This window comes from Empedobacter sp. UBA1574 (assembly GCF_002322895.1).
Taxonomy (GTDB): Bacteria; Bacteroidota; Bacteroidia; order Flavobacteriales; family Weeksellaceae; genus Empedobacter; species Empedobacter falsenii_B.
The window spans coordinates 14,445-32,701 of the sequence record NZ_DCOI01000016.1 but is presented as its reverse complement, the minus strand read 5'-3'; the positions used below and the strand labels follow the sequence as shown (position 1 = coordinate 32,701).

At 31.9% G+C, this 18,257-nt stretch carries 15 protein-coding genes; 5 read left to right on the top strand and 10 right to left on the bottom strand.

Features of this window, described 5'->3' with window-relative positions; translation table 11 throughout:
- Positions 1-66 precede the first annotated feature (66 nt).
- The 4 genes from B3578_RS03430 to B3578_RS03415 form a co-directional block, all read right to left on the bottom strand.
- Positions 67-2,415 carry a BamA/TamA family outer membrane protein gene (locus tag B3578_RS03430; RefSeq protein ID WP_291047055.1) on the bottom strand — a complete coding sequence of 783 codons (2,349 nt, stop codon included), beginning with the start codon at positions 2,413-2,415 and terminating at the stop codon, positions 67-69.
- Positions 2,412-7,460: a translocation/assembly module TamB domain-containing protein gene (locus B3578_RS03425; protein WP_291047053.1), complete on the bottom strand. Its 5,049-nt coding sequence runs from the start codon at positions 7,458-7,460 to the stop codon at positions 2,412-2,414. Before B3578_RS03425 ends, B3578_RS03430 begins: the two co-directional genes overlap by 4 nt.
- Before the next feature lie 300 nt (positions 7,461-7,760).
- Positions 7,761-8,087, bottom strand: coding sequence for a serine hydrolase (locus B3578_RS03420; RefSeq protein ID WP_291047051.1), 327 nt, complete (start codon positions 8,085-8,087; stop codon positions 7,761-7,763).
- Positions 8,084-8,797, bottom strand: a complete 714-nt coding sequence (locus B3578_RS03415; RefSeq protein ID WP_291047049.1) for a serine hydrolase domain-containing protein — start codon at positions 8,795-8,797, stop codon at positions 8,084-8,086. Before B3578_RS03415 ends, B3578_RS03420 begins: the two co-directional genes overlap by 4 nt.
- Before the next feature lie 139 nt (positions 8,798-8,936).
- Between B3578_RS03415 and B3578_RS03410 the strand changes: the two genes are divergently transcribed.
- Positions 8,937-9,263 carry a hypothetical protein gene (locus tag B3578_RS03410; protein WP_125349744.1) on the top strand — a complete coding sequence of 109 codons (327 nt, stop codon included), beginning with the start codon at positions 8,937-8,939 and terminating at the stop codon, positions 9,261-9,263.
- A 40-nt stretch (positions 9,264-9,303) separates the two neighbouring features.
- Here the strand turns inward: B3578_RS03410 and B3578_RS03405 are convergent, their stop codons facing one another.
- A complete protein-coding gene (locus B3578_RS03405) occupies positions 9,304-10,371 on the bottom strand; it encodes a patatin-like phospholipase family protein (RefSeq protein ID WP_291047046.1) in 1,068 nt (355 codons plus the stop codon).
- Positions 10,372-10,449: 78 nt separating this feature from the next.
- On the opposite strand from B3578_RS03405, the gene B3578_RS03400 reads away from it, so the two are divergent.
- On the top strand, positions 10,450-11,331 hold the full coding sequence (locus B3578_RS03400) for an AraC family transcriptional regulator (protein WP_291047045.1): 882 nt from the start codon (positions 10,450-10,452) through the stop codon (positions 11,329-11,331).
- Here the strand turns inward: B3578_RS03400 and B3578_RS03395 are convergent, their stop codons facing one another.
- Positions 11,332-11,766: a hypothetical protein gene (locus tag B3578_RS03395; protein ID WP_291047044.1), complete on the bottom strand. Its 435-nt coding sequence runs from the start codon at positions 11,764-11,766 to the stop codon at positions 11,332-11,334.
- Between the two features lie 144 nt (positions 11,767-11,910).
- Between B3578_RS03395 and ccoG the strand changes: the two genes are divergently transcribed.
- The gene (gene ccoG / locus B3578_RS03390) at positions 11,911-13,365 is read left to right on the top strand and encodes a cytochrome c oxidase accessory protein CcoG (RefSeq protein ID WP_291047043.1); all 1,455 of its coding nucleotides are present in this window, start codon (positions 11,911-11,913) and stop codon (positions 13,363-13,365) included.
- Between the two features lie 58 nt (positions 13,366-13,423).
- Here ccoG and B3578_RS03385 read toward each other — a convergent pair whose 3' ends face one another.
- Together B3578_RS03385 and B3578_RS03380 are read right to left on the bottom strand one after the other, a co-directional pair.
- A complete protein-coding gene (locus B3578_RS03385) occupies positions 13,424-14,629 on the bottom strand; it encodes an IS256 family transposase (RefSeq protein ID WP_291047042.1) in 1,206 nt (401 codons plus the stop codon).
- 162 nt (positions 14,630-14,791) lie between these two features.
- Complete coding sequence (locus tag B3578_RS03380) at positions 14,792-15,115, bottom strand: HopJ type III effector protein (RefSeq protein ID WP_180906117.1); 324 nt, start codon at positions 15,113-15,115, stop codon at positions 14,792-14,794.
- A gap of 157 nt (positions 15,116-15,272) precedes the next feature.
- Here B3578_RS03380 and B3578_RS03375 point away from each other — a divergent pair, with 157 nt between their 5' ends.
- The gene (locus B3578_RS03375; RefSeq protein WP_291047041.1) at positions 15,273-15,593 is read left to right on the top strand and encodes a hypothetical protein; all 321 of its coding nucleotides are present in this window, start codon (positions 15,273-15,275) and stop codon (positions 15,591-15,593) included.
- A 117-nt stretch (positions 15,594-15,710) separates the two neighbouring features.
- Here B3578_RS03375 and B3578_RS03370 read toward each other — a convergent pair whose 3' ends face one another.
- Together B3578_RS03370 and B3578_RS03365 are read right to left on the bottom strand one after the other, a co-directional pair.
- Entirely contained in the window at positions 15,711-15,902 is a 192-nt protein-coding gene (locus B3578_RS03370) for a hypothetical protein (protein WP_291047040.1), read from the bottom strand.
- Positions 15,903-15,920: 18 nt separating this feature from the next.
- Positions 15,921-16,409, bottom strand: coding sequence for an SPOR domain-containing protein (locus B3578_RS03365; RefSeq protein ID WP_291047039.1), 489 nt, complete (start codon positions 16,407-16,409; stop codon positions 15,921-15,923).
- A gap of 414 nt (positions 16,410-16,823) precedes the next feature.
- Here B3578_RS03365 and B3578_RS03360 point away from each other — a divergent pair, with 414 nt between their 5' ends.
- Complete coding sequence (locus B3578_RS03360; protein ID WP_291047038.1) at positions 16,824-18,242, top strand: c-type cytochrome; 1,419 nt, start codon at positions 16,824-16,826, stop codon at positions 18,240-18,242.
- Positions 18,243-18,257 lie beyond the last annotated feature (15 nt).

Sequence of the window (18,257 nt, the reverse complement as noted above, 5' to 3'; positions counted from 1 at the left end):
GATTAAATAAAAAAAATGAGCGTCCATTGTGACGCTCATTTTTTTTATTTTTGCTTTACGCTTTGCTTAGAACGGATATCCAATGGCAATATTCAAAATTAAATTATCTTTTCGCCATGCTTTATCTCCGAAATCAATCTTATCAAATGTCCATCGATCATTTTTTTCATAATATGGGACACGAAGCGGTGTTGCTAAATCTAATCTTAAAATTAAGATATTAAAATCTAGACGTAGTCCTAAACCAGCTCCAACTGCAATTTCATTCATAAACTCTTTTGAAAACTTAGCACCTGGACGTGTTTCATCTTCGTTAATTAACCAAATGTTTCCAGCATCAACAAACAAGGCGAGATTAAGAAAGCTGAATAATTTTTGTCTAAATTCTGCATTTACTTCTAATTTAATATCACCCGATTGATCATAAAAGAAATTTGCATTTTGGTTACGTGGATCATAACTTCCTGGTCCTAATGTTCGCGCTCTAAATGCGCGAATACTGTTGCTTCCTCCGACAAAGAATTGTTTCGAGTAGGGAACAAATTCTGAATTTCCGTACGGATAAGCGATGCCACCAATAAATCGTGTGGCAATTGATGATTTATCTGAAAATTTATGATAAAAACGGAAGTCGTGTTCCATTTTTGCGTATTGACTAAATGGAATTTTGAAAATCTTTTTTTCCTTGTCTTTTTTTACATTTGCACCTGTAATCAAACCAGTTAAATTTCCCGCTAAATCGACAGATCCACGGTAGTAAAATGTGCTTTTTCGTGGTAACATCGTGGTTGTATACGTGTATGAATATTGTGGTCCAAAGATTAATTGTTTGTCCACTACACGTTTTAAACTTGGGTTGATGATATTTCCAATTGAATCGTAAATCTTGCTGTTATATTCATCTGTTACTTTTTCTGGAAACAATAAAGTCGCACTAAAAACTTTTAAATTGTGTTCTTTTTGAGCATTTTCTTTCCAAACATATCCAAATGACGTATTGAAATTATGAAGCGTATATAATCTCGATCTGTTTTGGTATTCGTAACCAATCTCAATATTGGTTCTCGGTACAAACGCACTTGACGAATGAAATTTGAAAGGTGCTACAATTCTTGGAATCGAAAGTTGCGTATTAAAACCAGCTCTAAAAATATTATTCGCATCTTTTTGTCCGCCCAATTGCATATCAAACGCACCATATAACGCCATTTTTAGTTGTTCCGCACCTTTGAAAATATTACGATGTGTCCAGTTTAAATTTAACTCACCACCACCATAATTCGCCGAGTTTGTTCGTCCTAAAACTTCTAATCTCAATGATTGGAATTCGCGTGGTGTTAAGGTATAATACACATCAAATTTATGGTTAACCGAATCAGAAATCACGAAATCATTTTTCACAAATTTGAAAACACCCAAATTAATTAATCGATTCAGGGTTAAATTATGATCTGCTCGGTTGTAAATCTCTCCCGTTTTAAAATATAACACACGGTCAAAAACTTTTGGTTTGAAACTATTTTTTAGATCAACCATGTAAAAACCATTTTGCTCATATTTCGATAACGAATCGTTGTTCATGGGCATTTTATAGATTCCTTTTCGCGCTTCGCGAATGTTATAATCTGGGAAAACAATTACTTTGTCAATGCTATATTGTTGTTTGGCTTGTTCTGGTGTTTTATCTTTTAACTTTACAAAAAGTTCGACATCTTGCTTATTGGTAACCGTACTATCCGCTTGTACAATGATGTTATCGGGATGAAAATAATAGTAACCATTTTCTTTCAGACGTGCATCTATTCGTTCTCGTTCAGCTTTGATCACATCTAAATCGAAAGGTTGCTTATCTTTCAGTAACGTATTTGCTTGTGTTTTTTTAATTTCTTTGTTGACCGCTAAAGTGGTATCTTTTGGAAAATTAACTTGGTTGATGTAATAACGTTTGCGCGGTTGCAAAACATAATGTACTTCCGCTTTTTTGTTTTTACTTATTGTATCATCTTGTGCTTTGGCATTGAAAAATCCTTTGTTTTCTGAATAATTGACCAGAATTTTTTTATTGAATTCGATGTCTACATCTCCCAATAAAACAGGTTTTTCACCCACTTTATATTTTAACCAATATTTCAGTCCTTTTTGCTTTTTAGGTTCGCTGGTGATGTTGTAAATGTACAAACGCGGACGAAGTCCAAAAAAACTTGAATTAGGTTTTGGAATGATATTTTTTTCGAGATTATCTTTTAGTTCAGCTTTGTCGGCTTTGCTTAACGAGTCGCCTTCTATTGTTAATTTAGAGCCCGTGTAAAGCATTTCACCTTCTTTCAGAAAACGTGTATTGCTACAAGAAGAAATACCTAAAATAGAAATTGAACAAGTTATAAATTTGATATAGGTTAAAACTGATTTTTTCATGGTTTCACTTCTTGATTTTGTGTAATTCTATTTGCTCTGTTCGTTCTATTTTTTCTTCTTTTCTCGAAAATTTCTTTGAATTTATCGTAATCTAATGTGATGATAAATCCAACACCTGTTTCTACAATTTGTCCTTGTAATGCAACTTGGTATTCATCTTTTCGATAAGCTCTCAACATGTATCGACCATCACGAGATAAGCTATAATCAATTGTGATATCACCCGCAATATTAGTCATGTTTTCATTTTCTCGTGCATCACCATCTAATCCAAAATTACTTCCAACCGAAACTTTCAATCGGTCGTTTAGTAATCGTTTGCTCACGGCAACATTCAGATCAGTACGTGTGTTTTTAGATCCTGAAGAATAATCGTCTTGTGTATCTAATCCCAAATCGATATCAATTCCTTGGATTAAATCATCCGCCAAATTATTCAATTGTTGCGACAAAATATTACTTACACTTTGTAGCGCCATTGTTTCTGCAGAAACACTTGTTTTACTTTCGAATGGATTTTCGCCAATAAAACGATTCAATAATAACAAGGCAAATACTTGCTTGTTCATTTCGGCTTCATCATTTTTCAACTGATCCAATTTCAATTGTGTATTTTCGATCACCGCAGTTGCAATGGAAGGATTCTCTTTATCCATTGAAATATTGAATTTAATATCAGGTTTTAATAATTCACCTTTCAAAATTAACTCGGTATTAAACGGAATTCGTTGTTTGTACATGTTCATTTCAGAAGAAGAATAGCCCGAAATTTGTTGTTCGATTAAATCAATAGGAGCGGCTTTTGTTTTGTAAATCGCCGTAATGTCTAAATTGGCTGTAGTTGGCTCACCAGTCCATGTAATGCTACTTCCTTTCTGAATATCAAAACGACGTTTTAACAAGCTCACCGAAAGTTCGTACGCACCTTTTTCTACTTGATAAACGCCAACCAACGTCATTTTTCCTGAAGGATCCATTCCGCCTGTTAATTCGGCTTCACCTTGTATTTCTACAAAATCTCCGTTTGCTTTGTCGATGATAATTGATGTCTTGGCTTCTTTGCTAATTTCAATATTGACACTTACATCTAACCCTTTTATTTTAGATTCGGCTATTAATTCATCTGTTTTAATTGTTTCTTGAAGCGCCACTTGATCTTGATCGATGAATTCGACAATTCCTTCTCGCTCTTGTAAAGAAGGCGAGGATTGAGGTAAAACAAATGTAAAATTCGTGTCATCAGTTACGGTTAAAATTCCGTTTACTTTAGGTAAATCTAAATCACCTTTTATCGTTAAGTTTGCATTGACAGCTAACTTTCCATACATGATCGCATCGTTCGATTTTTCTGAATTTACCACATTGAAATCTCGTGCATTTGCTGTTAAATTGAAGGCGAAGTCACGGTAAGTTTCCGTTAAAATTTCTCCTCTTATCGTTAATGAATTGCCATCGTTGTCATTAATTTTGAATCGATTGAACTCAATTCCTTTGTTCGTGAAATCAATCGCGTCATCAATTTTTCTGAAATTACTTCCTGTTTCAGCAATCGTTAAACCAACTTGATTAAATTTGACTTGACCTAAAATGCTCGGTTTATCCATTGTTCCAACGATTTTTAGATTTCCAGAAATATAACCTTCTGTATCTTTGATTCGATTCATTGTAAATCCTTGCACTGATTTCATTTCTAATCGATTGATATCTAAAGCTAAATCAAACGCACTTTCTTTGGTATTATAATCTCCAAAAATCTTCATGTTGTTGCTGTTTCCATCTAAGGTAATATCAGCGTTAATCATGGTTGGAGAAGTGTTTTGTACTTTTGCTATAATATTTCCAATAGGATTTCCGAAAGCTTTTAAATCTGAAACGGTCAAATCAGCATTGAAGGTCATTTCTTTGTTTAAATCTCTAATTTGAGCTGTTCCATTGATTATTCCTTCGGCAGGTAAATCATCTTTTTTAATGATTTCTGCAATGGTTTCAATTTTGAAATCTTTGATGGTAATATTCAGCGGACTTGTTCCTTTTTCCGATTCAGATTGCAATAAAATTTGACTTCCATTGTTCATCAAACTGAAATTATTCGCCACAATTCCATCTTTTCTCAACTGAATTAAATTTCCTTCACCAACTTGCCATTCATCGTAGTTTAAGACCAATCCATTCGGATTAAGACTAATTTCCGTGATATCGTTTAGCGTTTTTAGATTTCCAGCCACCAAAAATTGTGTTGCATCTTTCGCATCCTTTGTCGAAACGTTATAATTGATCACATTATTTGTAATATCACCATTCAAATCAATTTTTTGTAATTGAAAACTTTCACTTTTTAATGCATCCACATTCAACGAATACAATAAGGATTCGTCTTGGTTGGATAGTTTTATCAATCCATTGTTAATCGTATTTGTTCCGTACGTTAAATTCGGAATTTTTCCATCAACATTGATTTGTTTTGAATCGGCATTATAAGTTGCGTCAAGTGTTATGGTTTCGAAGCTTTTCAAATCGGGAACAAATCTTCGAATCAACTCATCATCTTTAATTTTTGCATTCAAAGTAAAGAATTGATGAGGTTCTATTTTTTCGTCTTTATTTGGTTTCTGAAATTCATAATATTGGTTAATTGTTGAAGTTATCGAACCAAAAATTTGTGTCAATTTAAATTTTCCTTTCATATCCAAATCGGCCAATTGTGAAGTCAAACTAATTTGATTTGAATCAGCAGTTGAAGTCGCAATCAAGCTTACTTCTTGCATTGGAAAAATATCTTTTGTATTGGATAATGCAAAGTTTTTTAGATATAAAGAACCATTTAAATAATCTGGATTTAAATCAGCGAAATTGGCATCAATTTCTCCTGCAACAATCATCGGTTCGTTGTAAAAACCAAGTTTTTGAACATCTAATTTGACAATATTTCCATTCAATTTTACATTAGATAAATCTTTTTTGTACACGCCAGAAGCTGTCAAATTAAGATTCGCGTTTGGATCTTTTGATAAAATATGTGCATCAAATACTCCATGATTCACTTTTGCATCGAGTGTAATATTTTGATAAGTATATTTATTGTAATAAGCTGATGAAACGGTTCCTGAAAGTTTTGTAACCATTTTTTCTGGGTTGAAACTTGTTCCAATAGCATTAATTTTTCCTGTTATTTTGCCTAAATCCTTGTTGCTAATAAGCGTTCCAATATCCAAATTTTGTAGGTCTGCTTTGACATTATATTTCTCGGCATCCTTTTTTTGCATGTCCACAATTGCATCAATTTTCGCATTTCCCAACGTAGAATTTATTGCCAATTGTGTATTGATGATTTCGGTTGTTCCTTTCGCTTTTCCTTTGACAGAAAGCTTTGAAGGAATTCTAATGTTAGTTGGAATAGTATTTTTCGGAATTAAATTGTATATCGTTTTAGAAGATGTTGAGAAGTTTTTGATGTTCAAATCATAAAATAAATTCTTTGGATTCATCGCATTTTTCACTCTTCCAGAAGCCGAAAGTTGCAAATCATCTAAACCAGAAACTTGGAGATTATTAATCAATAAATCGTTTACTTTTCCTTTTACATTGGTGTTAACACTCAGAATGGCGTTTGGATATTTGTCGAAAGGCGTCGTATTTCTAAGCGTTGGAGCAATATTTAAAATATCTGCCAAACCAATTTTTGAATTTTTGATATTCGCATTAACCAAAACATTTTCTGGATGAGAAGTTAACTCATTAATCGTATTGTAACGCAAAATAACTTCGTCACGAAGAACGGTTCTTGGTGTTTGTAAATAAAGGTTTTTCAGATACGCTTGTGTATCTGCGTACAAGAAATCTGTTGTTAATTTCTGAATATTCAATCCTCTTGATTCTTTTATTTCAGCACTTTTTACTTGTCCAGCAAATGTGTTATTTTTCATTTCGAAATCGCGCAAATCAAGATTTAATTTAGAAAAATCCAAATGATTAAAATCCATTCCTTGAGCTGTTCGGCGTTCTGCAGTATTGTTGTATTTTACTTTTACATTTTCAAATTTCGTTTCGTTCAAAACCAAATTCATTGGGGCTGAAGAAGTGGATGAAGTAGAAGTAGAATTGTTCGAAGAAAGGAATAAATTCGCTTCGATATCAGCGTCTTTCAACAAAATATTTTCGATGTCGAAAATTGAATTTTCAAGATCAAGTTTATTGACTTGAGTTTCAAATTCGTTTAGGTTAACTTTGGCAAAAGTCTTCGAATTTTCGTCACCATAATTGACTTTGATATCATTCAAATTAATCTTATTCAACCCAATTTGAAATGGAGTTTGTTTTCTAGTTGGATCAATTCTATCCACATTATTTTCTTGAATTTTTTCAACCATTTTTTGATTAAAATCAACCAACAAACCATTCACCAAAATATCATCAACCCCATAAGAATTTTGTTGTAAATCAAGTTTTTTAACACGCGTTTTGAAATCTTTGAATTTGACTTTTGCAAACATTCCCGAAATATCGTCGCCATAATCGATGTCAAAATTGGTTAAATTAATTCCGTTCAACTCAATTTTCATTGGCTTTTGATCATTCAAAGAATCAACTTTTTCTTCTACTTTTTTCGCAACTTCTTTTACAATATCTTGTTTCAATTTTAGCTTTAAACCATCCAAATTGATATCACCAATTCCATAAGAATTTTGCTCTAAATCGAATTTTTTGACACGTGTATCAAACGAATTTAGATGAACTTTGATGTTATTTGCCGCTTGCTGATCATTGAATGAAACATTAATATCATTCAGTTTTATTTTATCTAACGAAATGATAAATGGCTTTGAAGGACTTTCGTCTTTTTCGTCAGTTGCAAAAGCATTGATAATATAATCGAAATTGAATTTTCCATCTGGTTTACGGATAACATTGGCATGAACACCGTTCAAATTAACAGATTTTATATCTGCTTTACTTTTGGTCAATTGCCAAATATCCAAACCAACGTCAAACTTTTTGACCGATAAAAGCGTGTCCACATCTTGTCCTTGCAAAAAAAGATTTTCCATGACCAAACTGTTTGGAAAATCGATATAAACACGATCTAATTGAACCTTTGTATGTATTTTATTTTCGAGGTAATCGACTAATTTATTTTTTACAAAATTTTGTACAGCAGGAAATTGTAAACTAAAAATTGCAATGGTCAACAATAGAATTATCGAAACCAGTGTGATAGAAAAATATTTTAGTATTTTTTTTATATTGAATTTCAATTGGTTAGTTTTTATTCGTTTTAGTTGGAATTAAGATACAAATTTTCTACAAGGATAATACCAAAAATGTTGTTTTATAGTAACTTAATTGAATTATTGTGTCAAATCGTTTTTTAAAAGCAAATTTTTGAATTTTTTTTCATAAAAATAATAGTCTTCCGAATCATCTGGCATTATATTTTGCAAGACAACCAAACAAACTTTTGATTTTGGGAAATAGATATTTATCGCAGAAAAACCATCTCCTAATCCCGTATGTCCAATGTAATTGATGTTGTTTTCGGTTATATTTCTGATGTTATAGGCATAACCTTGTGGCATTTGTCCAAAAACATCGTGTAGCGAAAGAGTAGAAGGTGTGATCAAAAGTTGATATGTTTCGGGGTGTAGAATTTTACCATTGTGTAATAAATTATTCATTTTACTAAATCATTCGCAGTAGAAATAATTCCATCCGCAGGTAAATTTTCTTCATTAATCAGGGTTTGATAATTTGGAATAAGCGAATCATTTCGATAAAAATATGCTTGAGCCAATTGATACTTTTCGGTTTTGGAATACACAAAAGTTTCTTTCAAACCAATTTCTTTGAATAAATTTGTTGCCAATTCTCTGAAAGTTTTATGCGTTACTTTAGTCAAAATTTTACCTAAAAGAACACACGAATAATTTCCATATTTGAACTCTGTTCCTGGTTTGAACAACAAAGGTTTTGTGATATCTTGAATTTCATGTGTATGATTAAGCAATTGATGAACTGAAACAGAATCTGCCCAAGATTGAGTGATTTCTGGTAAATATGTCTTAATCGATTTTTGCAAATTGATATTCCATTTTTCGACTTCTTTCAAAATTAATACTGACGTAAACAATTTCGTATTTGACATAATTTCAAATTGATTTGATTTATTTAGTGCAATTTTCTCTTCAAAATTCTTAAATCCGTGTACTTTTTCATAAATCGTTTTGCTATTTTTGGAAACTATTACCGCTCCATTAAAAGGAAATGAATGTTTTGAATGGATAATTTTTTCGAAGTCGAGTTTTAATTGTGCGTTTTTTTGCGCAAAAATTGGTTGACAAATAAGGCAAATTAATCCTAAAGTTAAGATTTTTAGAAGAGTTTTCATTTTTGTGTTTTGGTTGATGTAAAAGTAAAATATAATCTGTTTTGAAATTGATAATATTTTAAAATTCTCATAAAACTTTTTAATTTTCATTGGTAAAACCAATATTCTTTTATTAAATTTGAGTCAAACAATTGAAGCTATGAGAAGAATTTTTTTTGAAAAAGATAGCCACAAAGACTACTTATTTGTTATAATTGATCACGAAAGAGAATTGGATCAAATTTATAAAGTGGATAATTTTACGGACGAAACTGGACGCGAATATGTGTACACGTTGATTGGTGAACGCAAAAAACTGAATGCAGATTTGTTAAAACCGCATGTTGTTGCGCTAGAAAATGGAAGTTATACAAATTACAATGGAGAGGGAATTGTAACAGATTGTCACGCTTGTTTAGAGAGTATTGTGGATAATAGAGGATTGAATCGAGAACAGGAAATATTTGTTTATGTTCGAAATAAATAGAAATTAGAAAAGGCTTTGAAATTTTGTTCAAAGCCTTTTTTTATGAGATTTCAACTTGATTGAAAATTAATTTTTGAACCACTTCGTCCAAATGTTCTTTGTGTTTTGCTACATAATCATTGGCAACGTCCAATAACGTTTTAATATTACTGTTGGAAACATTTCCTAAATCCAATGCAGATTCTGGAATTTCAGGATTAAATCGATAATAATTTTGTTGGTATTTTGGCTTCAATAAAGAGAACATGCTTCTCATTTCCTGATCGACCATATCAACGCCAGTCGAAATAAAAATGTCTACCAAAGGATCTACCCATTTAGATTTTGAAATTCCTGTTAAATGTTCGTGTTTATAAGATTTTGCACGCGAACCATTTCCGAGAGAAATGATAATAAATTCTTGTAAAGGAGCTGTTCCATTATACTTTAATTCATCTTTGAAGTATTTATTGAAATTTATTTTTTGCGTTTCGATAAAACCAACAAAAGTCGGATTGTTTGCAAAAACACCACCATCAATACAACTAAATTCTTGATCAGCGAATGATTTTATTTTTGCAGGTTCAAAATAAGTTGGCGCAGCTGATGAAGCACGACAAATATCTTTTACATAAAAATTTCGGAAAGGAGAAATTCCATCAATCGAATTGAAAATTTTTGGTTTTTGATGCTCAGTATCATAAGAAACTATTGCGCAAGGACGAATCAAATCTTTTAACTCTGTCTCTCCAAAAACGATTTTTAATTGCTCTTCCAATACAAGTGTTGGTAAATTATCTTTCAGCACACTCAACGGATTATTGAGAATTGTCCAGAATGTTTTTGAGAAAATATTTTTTCCTTCTCCCAAATAAATATTCAACGCATCTGTAATCGAGTGTTTTGCTTTTTTAGGATTATCTTCCGAAGGCGATAACAACAAAGAAGCGATTAAAGCACCAGTACTTGTACCTGCAATAAAATCGACATAATCGCCTATTTTAGCATTTTCGTCATGAATTTCCTTTAATTTATCTTCGATGTATTTTAAAATGACACACGATATAATTCCTCTAATTCCTCCGCCATCCAAAGAAAGTAAGACAATTTTTTTCTCTTTAAATTCCATTTTTGATGTTCTATTGTTTAAAGTTAAATTTTTCCTTTCAAATATTCTTTATTTTTACACTTGATAATTTGTTTCAAAATGACTAAAAGACTTTTTCCAACATACGATATCTGTAACCTGAATACCGAAAAAAATAGCAATGAGTTGTTTTCCATCGATCGTTTTAGAGGTTATGTTGATAGTAATCCACATTTACAGGAAGTTCACAGTCATAATTATTACCATTTGGTCTATTTTACAGAAGGTAGTGGCGAGCATTTGATCGATTTTGAGAAATTTGAGGCAAAATCTGGAACAATGTATTTTATGAAACCAGGGCAAGTGCATCAATGGTATTTTAAGGAAGAATATGATGGATTTGTCGTGAATTTCTTTGATAATTTTTTCGATTGGATTGGAATTAATTCTTCCATTTTACAGAAATTTAGATTTTTACAATCTATTTTGGTGAAAGATCATGTGGTTGAAATTTCGCCAGATGTACAAGAAAAAATTTCAAGTTATTTTGAAGAAATGATAAATGAAAATCAAGAAAATAATCAATTCTCGAATTTAAAAATTGGTTTTCATTTGATGAATTTATTCATTGATATTGAACGTAGTTTGGAAGCTGTAAATGTCAAAAAAAATGATTATCAATCGGTGTTGTTGCGTAATTTTCAGTCACTTATTGAACAAAATTTCAAGATCAAAAAATTACCAAAAGAGTATGCCGAATTGTTGTACATCACACCCAATCATTTGAATGCACTTTGCAAAGATGTGTTAGCTACTTCGGCAGGTGAATTAATAAGAAGTCGCATTGTTTTAGAAGCAAAACGTTTGTTGGTAAATAAAGAAATTTCGGTCACAGAAATTGCGTATTTACTCAATTTTCAGGATGCTTCTTATTTTGTGAAATTCTTCAAAAAATACACTGAGTTTACGCCCGAACAATTCAGAAAACAATATTATTCGTAGTTACTTTAAATTGTATTTTACTGGAATATTAAAACTAACTTTTACAGGATTTCCGTCTACTAAAGCAGGTTTTATTTTGGTTGCACTTTCTTCTTGTTCACGATTTATTTTGTATAAAATATGTGTCGAAATTCTTGCTAAAGTTTCATTTCCTTGGGAAGTTACATTTGTGAAGTTTCCGTTTTCATCAATCACAAAAAATAATTTTGCGAAATAATCTCCTGAACCTTTTAAGATTTTATCCAATTTTATATTCGCTAATCGCTGTGAAACATCTTCTGTTAGTTTGTTTTCAAAACACCCCGAATAATTGTCTGTAGAATCTTCGCAGCTCGGATAAATAGCTAATTGAGAGACATTTTTTGTGTTATGTATTTCTTGCGCATATAAACTATTTGCAAAGCATAATGTGATAAAATAAATTAAAATTCTCATACTAGGTAGTTTAGGGGGGTAGGTCTATGTTTTTATGAATTAATGATTTATATCAATCCGTAAATATTACCATAAATACCATAAATAGTGCCAAAGTTTAGCGTAGATGTAGCGGTAAATTTGCATAGATATTAAGTAAATGGTATGAGTGATGTAAAGCATGATACAACGCAACTTGGGTTCGAAAAAGAGAATGAACAGTTTAGATCCGAAGTCGCTACAATGGATAAAAAAGGGACACGAAAATGGGTGTATGCTAAGAAACCTTCTGGTAAATACACGAATTATCGTACAATTGTTTCTTCGGTTTTATTGATTTTATTGGTTGGTTTACCTTTTATAACATTACCGAATGGAAATCCTATTTTTAAGTTTGATGTGTTCAATACAAATTTCATTTTATTCGGTTATCCTTTTTTTACCACAGATTTTTTCTTATTGGCATTCGGAATGATTGTGAGTGTTGTTTTTATTATTTTATTTACGACAGTTTATGGACGATTATTTTGTGGATGGTTATGTCCTCAAACGATTTTTATGGAAAGTGTTTTCAGAAAAATTGAATATTGGATAGAAGGCGATCGAAGCAAACAAATTCGATTAGATAAACAAGAATGGAACGAAGAGAAAATTCTGAAAAGAGGAGGAAAGTGGATTGTATTTTATGTGTTGTCATTTTTCTTTTCGAATATCTTATTGGCGTATATCATCGGAATGGATGAATTAATAAAAGTGATTACCGAAGGTCCATCAGAACATGGTGGTTTATTATTCGGAATATTTATTTTTAGTATTTTTTTCTATTTTGTTTTCGCTTGGTTTCGTGAGCAAGTTTGTACGTTGGTTTGTCCTTACGGGAGATTTCAAGGTGTTTTGATTGACAAAAAAACGATTCAAGTTTCGTATGATTTTAAACGTGGGGAAAGCACAAATGGTCGTTCAAAATTCAGAAAAGGTGAAGATCGTGTTGCTGCAGGAAAAGGAGATTGTATCGATTGTGGTCAATGTGTGGCGGTTTGTCCTACGGGAATCGATATCAGAAATGGTTCTCAGTTAGAATGTATCAATTGTACAGCTTGTATGGATGCTTGTGATGATATTATGACGAAGATTAATTTGCCAACAGGATTAATAAAATATGCTTCCGAAGAAAATATTGAACAAGGAAAATCATTCAAAATAACTGCAAGATTAGTCGCGTTTACATTAGTTTTGGTTGCGATGATTTCTGCTATGACGATTTTTATGTTGAATAGAAGTGATGTAGAGGTGAAATTTTTACAAGTTCCAGGAAAAGATTATGTTGTAGAAGGCGATTATATTATCAATACGATGCAATATAGTTTGATGAATAAAACGAATGAAACGTACAAATTAGTTGTAAATGTGAACGGTTTCAAAGGTGGAAAAACCGTATTGCTAGTAGAACCTGATAAATATATAAAGATAGACGAAGGCGAATTGAAGCAAGGTTTAATTGATATTAAAATTCCGAAAAGCGAGCTAAAATCGTATAAAGTACCAGTTATTTTGGAATTGAAAGATTTGAATGGAAAAACCATAGATCATTATACGATTAGTTTTATGGCGCCTTTTTAGTTAAATAAGACACTATCTAAAATTTTGTGTAAATAGATTTCAGATGGGTTTGACTATTTTATAGTTGAACCCTTTTTTCAAAAATAGTTAAAAATTGATTTAAAATTATCCCCCAATTATGAATAGGTTGTGTCCACTTTTTAGAAATTTGCATTAAGGATAGATAAACCGACTTTTTCAGCGCGTCGTCCGTTGGGAATACCATCTTATTTTTGGTGTATTTACGCACTTTTCCGTTCAAATTTTCGATAAGATTGGTGGTGTAAATAATTTTTCTGATTTCAATGGGAAAGTCAAAAAATACAGTCAATTCGTCCCAGTTATTTCTCCAAGATTGTATCGCGTAAGGATATTTTTGATTCCATTTTTCGGCGAATCGGTCTAATTCATGAGCTGCCATTTCTCTATTTGTCGCATTATAAATCAATTTCATATCTGAGGTAAACTCTTTTTTATCTTTCCAAACCACATATCGAGCCGAGTTTCTAATTTGATGAACTACACAAATTTGTGTGTTCGCTTGAGGGAAAATATTGGTGATTGCCTGAGTAAATCCGTTCAAATTATCGGTTAAAGTAATCAAAATATCTTCAACTCCACGAACTTTCAAATCAGTCAGCACACCTTGCCAAAAAGCAGCAGATTCGTTCTCTCCAAGCCACATTCCAAGGATTTCTTTGTGACCTTCACGATTTAAACCAACGGCTAAATAAATCGTTTTATTGATTACTTTTCCACCTTGACGTACTTTGAATACAATACCATCCATCCAAACAATGCAATAAATCGATTCAAGAGGACGATTTTGCCAATCCAATACTTGACTATTCACTTTATCAGTAATGATGGAGATCGCTGATGTAGAGAGTTTGTAGCCATATAATTCGTAAAGTTCCTGCTCAATATCCGAAACACTCAGACCTTTTGCGTAAAGCGAAATCACCATGTTTTCAACGGAAACGGATTTGGATTGATGTTTTGGAACGATAATGGGCTCGAAACTACCTTCACGATCCCGAGGAACCTCTATTGTCGTTTCTCCATATTCACTTTTTAAACGTTTTGAAGTAGTGCCATTTCGCGCATTTGGATTGTCACTTTTCTCATTTTTGGAATAGCCTAAATGAGCTTCAAGCTCCCCATGAAGCATGGCTTCTAATAAGTCTGAATGTAATTCTTTTAATAATTTACTTAGGTCTTCTTGGGTTTTGATCCCCTCTAAATGACCTTGATCTTGAATGAATTGTGCTACAGTTTTTTTCATAATAAACTGTGTTTTATAAATTTAATAAAATAAATAAGGTGAGTTACTAAAAACCACCTTATTTTATATTTACACAGTTTTTGGGATACTGCCTTAAATTAACAAAAAACGTCTTACATTATGTAAGACGTTTTTTGTTTATTCTAATTATTCTTATCGAGATTATTTCTTTCTCAATACTTCGTTTTCAAATTTGACACCATTCCAACCGTTCTTCATAAATTGACGAATGTTGTTGTGGTCTGTTCCTTCTGGCGTATCTAAAACCGCTTGATAATGTTCTGCAAATAATTTTAAGGTATCATCTTCCGAAAAATTATTCAATTTTGCGAACGCAAAAACTTTTGCACTTCCTTGGTTTTGATCAACAGCATTTTCCTGATTTCCATTTACAAATGCAGAAGCTGTATAAGTATAATTTTCTTCGATATGTGCGATAACATCAGCAAAATTTGCTTCGTTTTGGTTTAATTTTTCTAAAATCATTGTATCTTTTTGTCAAAAATAAGAACTTATTTCGAATACAATAAATCATTAAGTATGTTAAATTTTTTATGTCATCAAATTGTTAACGTATGTTTAACAACTTTCTGTCTATTAATTAATTAGATTTATAATTATTAACAAAATAAAAATAAATTTTATGTTCGAAAGAAGGCAATTTAATTATGAAACGTCAAGTGTTGCGCTAAGCGAGCTTGCCAAAAAAGGATATCAAGAAGATTTTAATTTATTAGAAAGTGATTTGATTGATCATCCGCATGATTTTAAGATTATTTACATCTATCGTTACGAAGGAAATTCGAGTCCAGAAGATGAATCGAGTGTTTATGGAATCGAAAAAATATCGACTGGAGAAAAAGGTGTTTTAGTTGCAGGTAATTTAGGATTTGTACAAACTAATTTAGCATCGATACTTATCCAATTAGAAATTGAGGGCAGAGTTAGAATTCTGAACAACTAAAAACAAAAGCATGAATCAACTACTAAATATTACCATTAAAATATAAAAAAGCGTTACCAAGATTATTGATAACGATTTTTTTATGTTTTCGAATAAATTTTAAATCTCTAAAAGAAGTTAATCGTTTTCTATTTTTAGTAATTGTCTATATTCAGAAAAACGATGCTCGCGAATATGTCTTATAAAAGGTTCTGTTTTGAAATATAAAACTAAACATGGAGAAATATTTTTATATTTTTCTACAAACTCAAACGAAACTAATTCGCCATTATTTATTCGTTGTTTTATTTTGTTGTGATAAGGATACATTTTCCTTTTTATAAACTATTACTTCGCTTTTCTACACAAAACCTTGAACGGAATAGAAAAAGCACTGTTATATTTTGATTTTAAACGACGAATATCTCTCGAAGCTGATGCTCTTGTGAAATAATCTCCAACCAAAACACGATAATCTGGCGAGAAATAAGCAGTCTGAGCCGATAAATGTGGATAAGAATTAGAAAATTCATTTCTTACTTTCTCCGCATCTTTTCTATCTTTTGAATAATAAATCTGAATTTTGAAACCACTTACTTGTGGCGTTCCCGCACAAGGATCATTAGATTGTATAACTGGTTTTTTCTCTGTCGGTTTCTTTACAGTAGTGGTATAACTACAAACAGCATCTTCTTTTGCTTTTAATACATTATTTATTCTACTATCAATTTCCATATTCAATGTACCATTATTGATGATTTGAACAGTATCAATTTTATCTTGAGCAAAAACACAAGAAGAAAAAGTAATAAGGAATAAAAAGATAAATTTTTTCATAAGATGAAATTAATTTGTGCAAATATACTTTTTACAATTAAGTTATTAAATTTTATAGACTTTTATTTTCTTACAACGAATATTGTTCCAATTTTTTTATGAATACTAATTAATGATGATAAAACTATAAAATTGATTGGCAGATTCTAATAAAAAGAACTTTGATTATTTTTAAAATTATGTTAAATAGCAATTTTTCTTGTTCTAAATCTTTTCTACAAAACCAAATAGATAATATTTATAGACCCATATTTTTTAACAATTAATTTAGAAACGTTTTAAATTAAGCTCAATGACAAAGTTCAGTATGTAAACTTTATGATTTTATTAAGTATTGAAGCTATTTTTGCTGTTAGTTAAGTGTTCAAATAAAAACGAGTTAAAAGAAACAACGAACTGAGATTATTTAAGTAAATGAAGGCAAGATTTCTAAAAAGAATACGTTTATGGAGCTGCGCGATAATACTATCGACGTTCTCCTTAGCAAATGCCCAAGATGCAGGTAAAGGTTACGAATTATTCGAAGCCAACTGTACTGCATGTCACCAGATTGATGGTAAATTAATTGGGCCGGAATTACGTAATGTTGAGAAACGCGTACAAGAACAAGCTGGACTTGGAAAAGAGTGGTTACACGCTTGGATTAAGGACAACAAAGCTTTACGTGCGTCTGGAGATGCGTATGCAAACAAAATTTTCGCTGAGTACAATAACACTGAAATGTTAGCTTTTCCTAACTTATCTGACGGTGATATTGATAATATTCTAGCGTATACTGCCGATCCTGATGGTGGTAAAAAGGCTTTTGATGATGCAAAAGCTGCAAAAAAGAAAGAAGCTGCTGCTGCTAAAGCTGCTGCTGCCGGAAACGGAGGCGGTGCTGGAACAGGAGTTATCGCAGTTGGATTTGTTGTATTAGCAGCATTATTATTGTGGATTTTGGTTCGCGTTAATGCATTAGTTAAAGCAACTGCAACTGATGATTTAGATTCTAAAGAAGAAAAAGCTGCTTTTTCTTTCGCAAACTTCTTCCAAAAATACCAAAAAGTTGGTGGTGTGTTAATCGCAGTATTAGCATTCTTTGCATTGTACAACGTGTATTGGGGATTAATGGGAATTGGTGTTGATAAAGGTTACGAGCCAGAACAACCAATCTATTTCTCTCACAAAGTTCACGCAGGTGTACAAGGTATCGACTGTCAGTACTGTCACAGTTCTGCTAAATACGGTAAAGTGTCTGGAATTCCTTCACCAAACGTATGTATGAACTGTCACAAAACAATCAAAGAATACAAAGGAGATTACTTCGAAGAAGAATTAATCACTTCTGGTAAATTCGCTGATGAGGAGGCGGTTAAGAACTTCTATACAGGAGAAATCCAAAAAATGTATAAAGCGATTGGATGGAATCCAGAAACGAACAAATACGATGGTCCACAAAAACCAATCGAATGGGTACGTATCCACAATATGCCAGATTTCGTATTCTTTAGCCACGCACAACACGTTGTAGCTGGAGAGAAAGCGATTAAGAAAGCGATTAAAGATGGAACTATTCCAAATGCTAAAGAATTGAACATTGGATCAGGAGACCAAGTTTGTTTTGCATGTCACGGACGTGTTGATGAAATGAACGAAGTGAAAATGGCGAATGATTTCACAATGGGATGGTGTATCGAGTGTCACAGAACTACTGAGGTAGATATGGACAACGAGTATAACAAAGAATATTACGCAGAACTACACGAAAAACTGAAAAAACAGTACGGTGACGCAACTAAGATTACAGTTGATGCTATCGGAGGTTTAGAGTGTGGTAAATGTCATTATTAATATAAAAAAGAGAGG

Bases quoted from the DNA above. Each gene is read 5' to 3' on its own strand.
- B3578_RS03430 (WP_291047055.1), bottom strand. From the start codon at position 2,415: ATGAAAAAATCAGTTTTAACCTATATCAAATTTATAACTTGTTCAATT.
- B3578_RS03425 (WP_291047053.1), bottom strand. From the start codon at position 7,460: ATGGAAAATCTTTTTTTGCAAGGACAAGATGTGGACACGCTTTTATCG.
- B3578_RS03420 (WP_291047051.1), bottom strand. From the start codon at position 8,087: ATGAATAATTTATTACACAATGGTAAAATTCTACACCCCGAAACATAT.
- B3578_RS03415 (WP_291047049.1), bottom strand. From the start codon at position 8,797: ATGAAAACTCTTCTAAAAATCTTAACTTTAGGATTAATTTGCCTTATT.
- B3578_RS03410 (WP_125349744.1), top strand. From the start codon at position 8,937: ATGAGAAGAATTTTTTTTGAAAAAGATAGCCACAAAGACTACTTATTT.
- B3578_RS03405 (WP_291047046.1), bottom strand. From the start codon at position 10,371: ATGGAATTTAAAGAGAAAAAAATTGTCTTACTTTCTTTGGATGGCGGA.
- B3578_RS03400 (WP_291047045.1), top strand. From the start codon at position 10,450: ATGACTAAAAGACTTTTTCCAACATACGATATCTGTAACCTGAATACC.
- B3578_RS03395 (WP_291047044.1), bottom strand. From the start codon at position 11,766: ATGAGAATTTTAATTTATTTTATCACATTATGCTTTGCAAATAGTTTA.
- ccoG (WP_291047043.1), top strand. From the start codon at position 11,911: ATGAGTGATGTAAAGCATGATACAACGCAACTTGGGTTCGAAAAAGAG.
- B3578_RS03385 (WP_291047042.1), bottom strand. From the start codon at position 14,629: ATGAAAAAAACTGTAGCACAATTCATTCAAGATCAAGGTCATTTAGAG.
- B3578_RS03380 (WP_180906117.1), bottom strand. From the start codon at position 15,115: ATGATTTTAGAAAAATTAAACCAAAACGAAGCAAATTTTGCTGATGTT.
- B3578_RS03375 (WP_291047041.1), top strand. From the start codon at position 15,273: ATGTTCGAAAGAAGGCAATTTAATTATGAAACGTCAAGTGTTGCGCTA.
- B3578_RS03370 (WP_291047040.1), bottom strand. From the start codon at position 15,902: ATGTATCCTTATCACAACAAAATAAAACAACGAATAAATAATGGCGAA.
- B3578_RS03365 (WP_291047039.1), bottom strand. From the start codon at position 16,409: ATGAAAAAATTTATCTTTTTATTCCTTATTACTTTTTCTTCTTGTGTT.
- B3578_RS03360 (WP_291047038.1), top strand. From the start codon at position 16,824: ATGAAGGCAAGATTTCTAAAAAGAATACGTTTATGGAGCTGCGCGATA.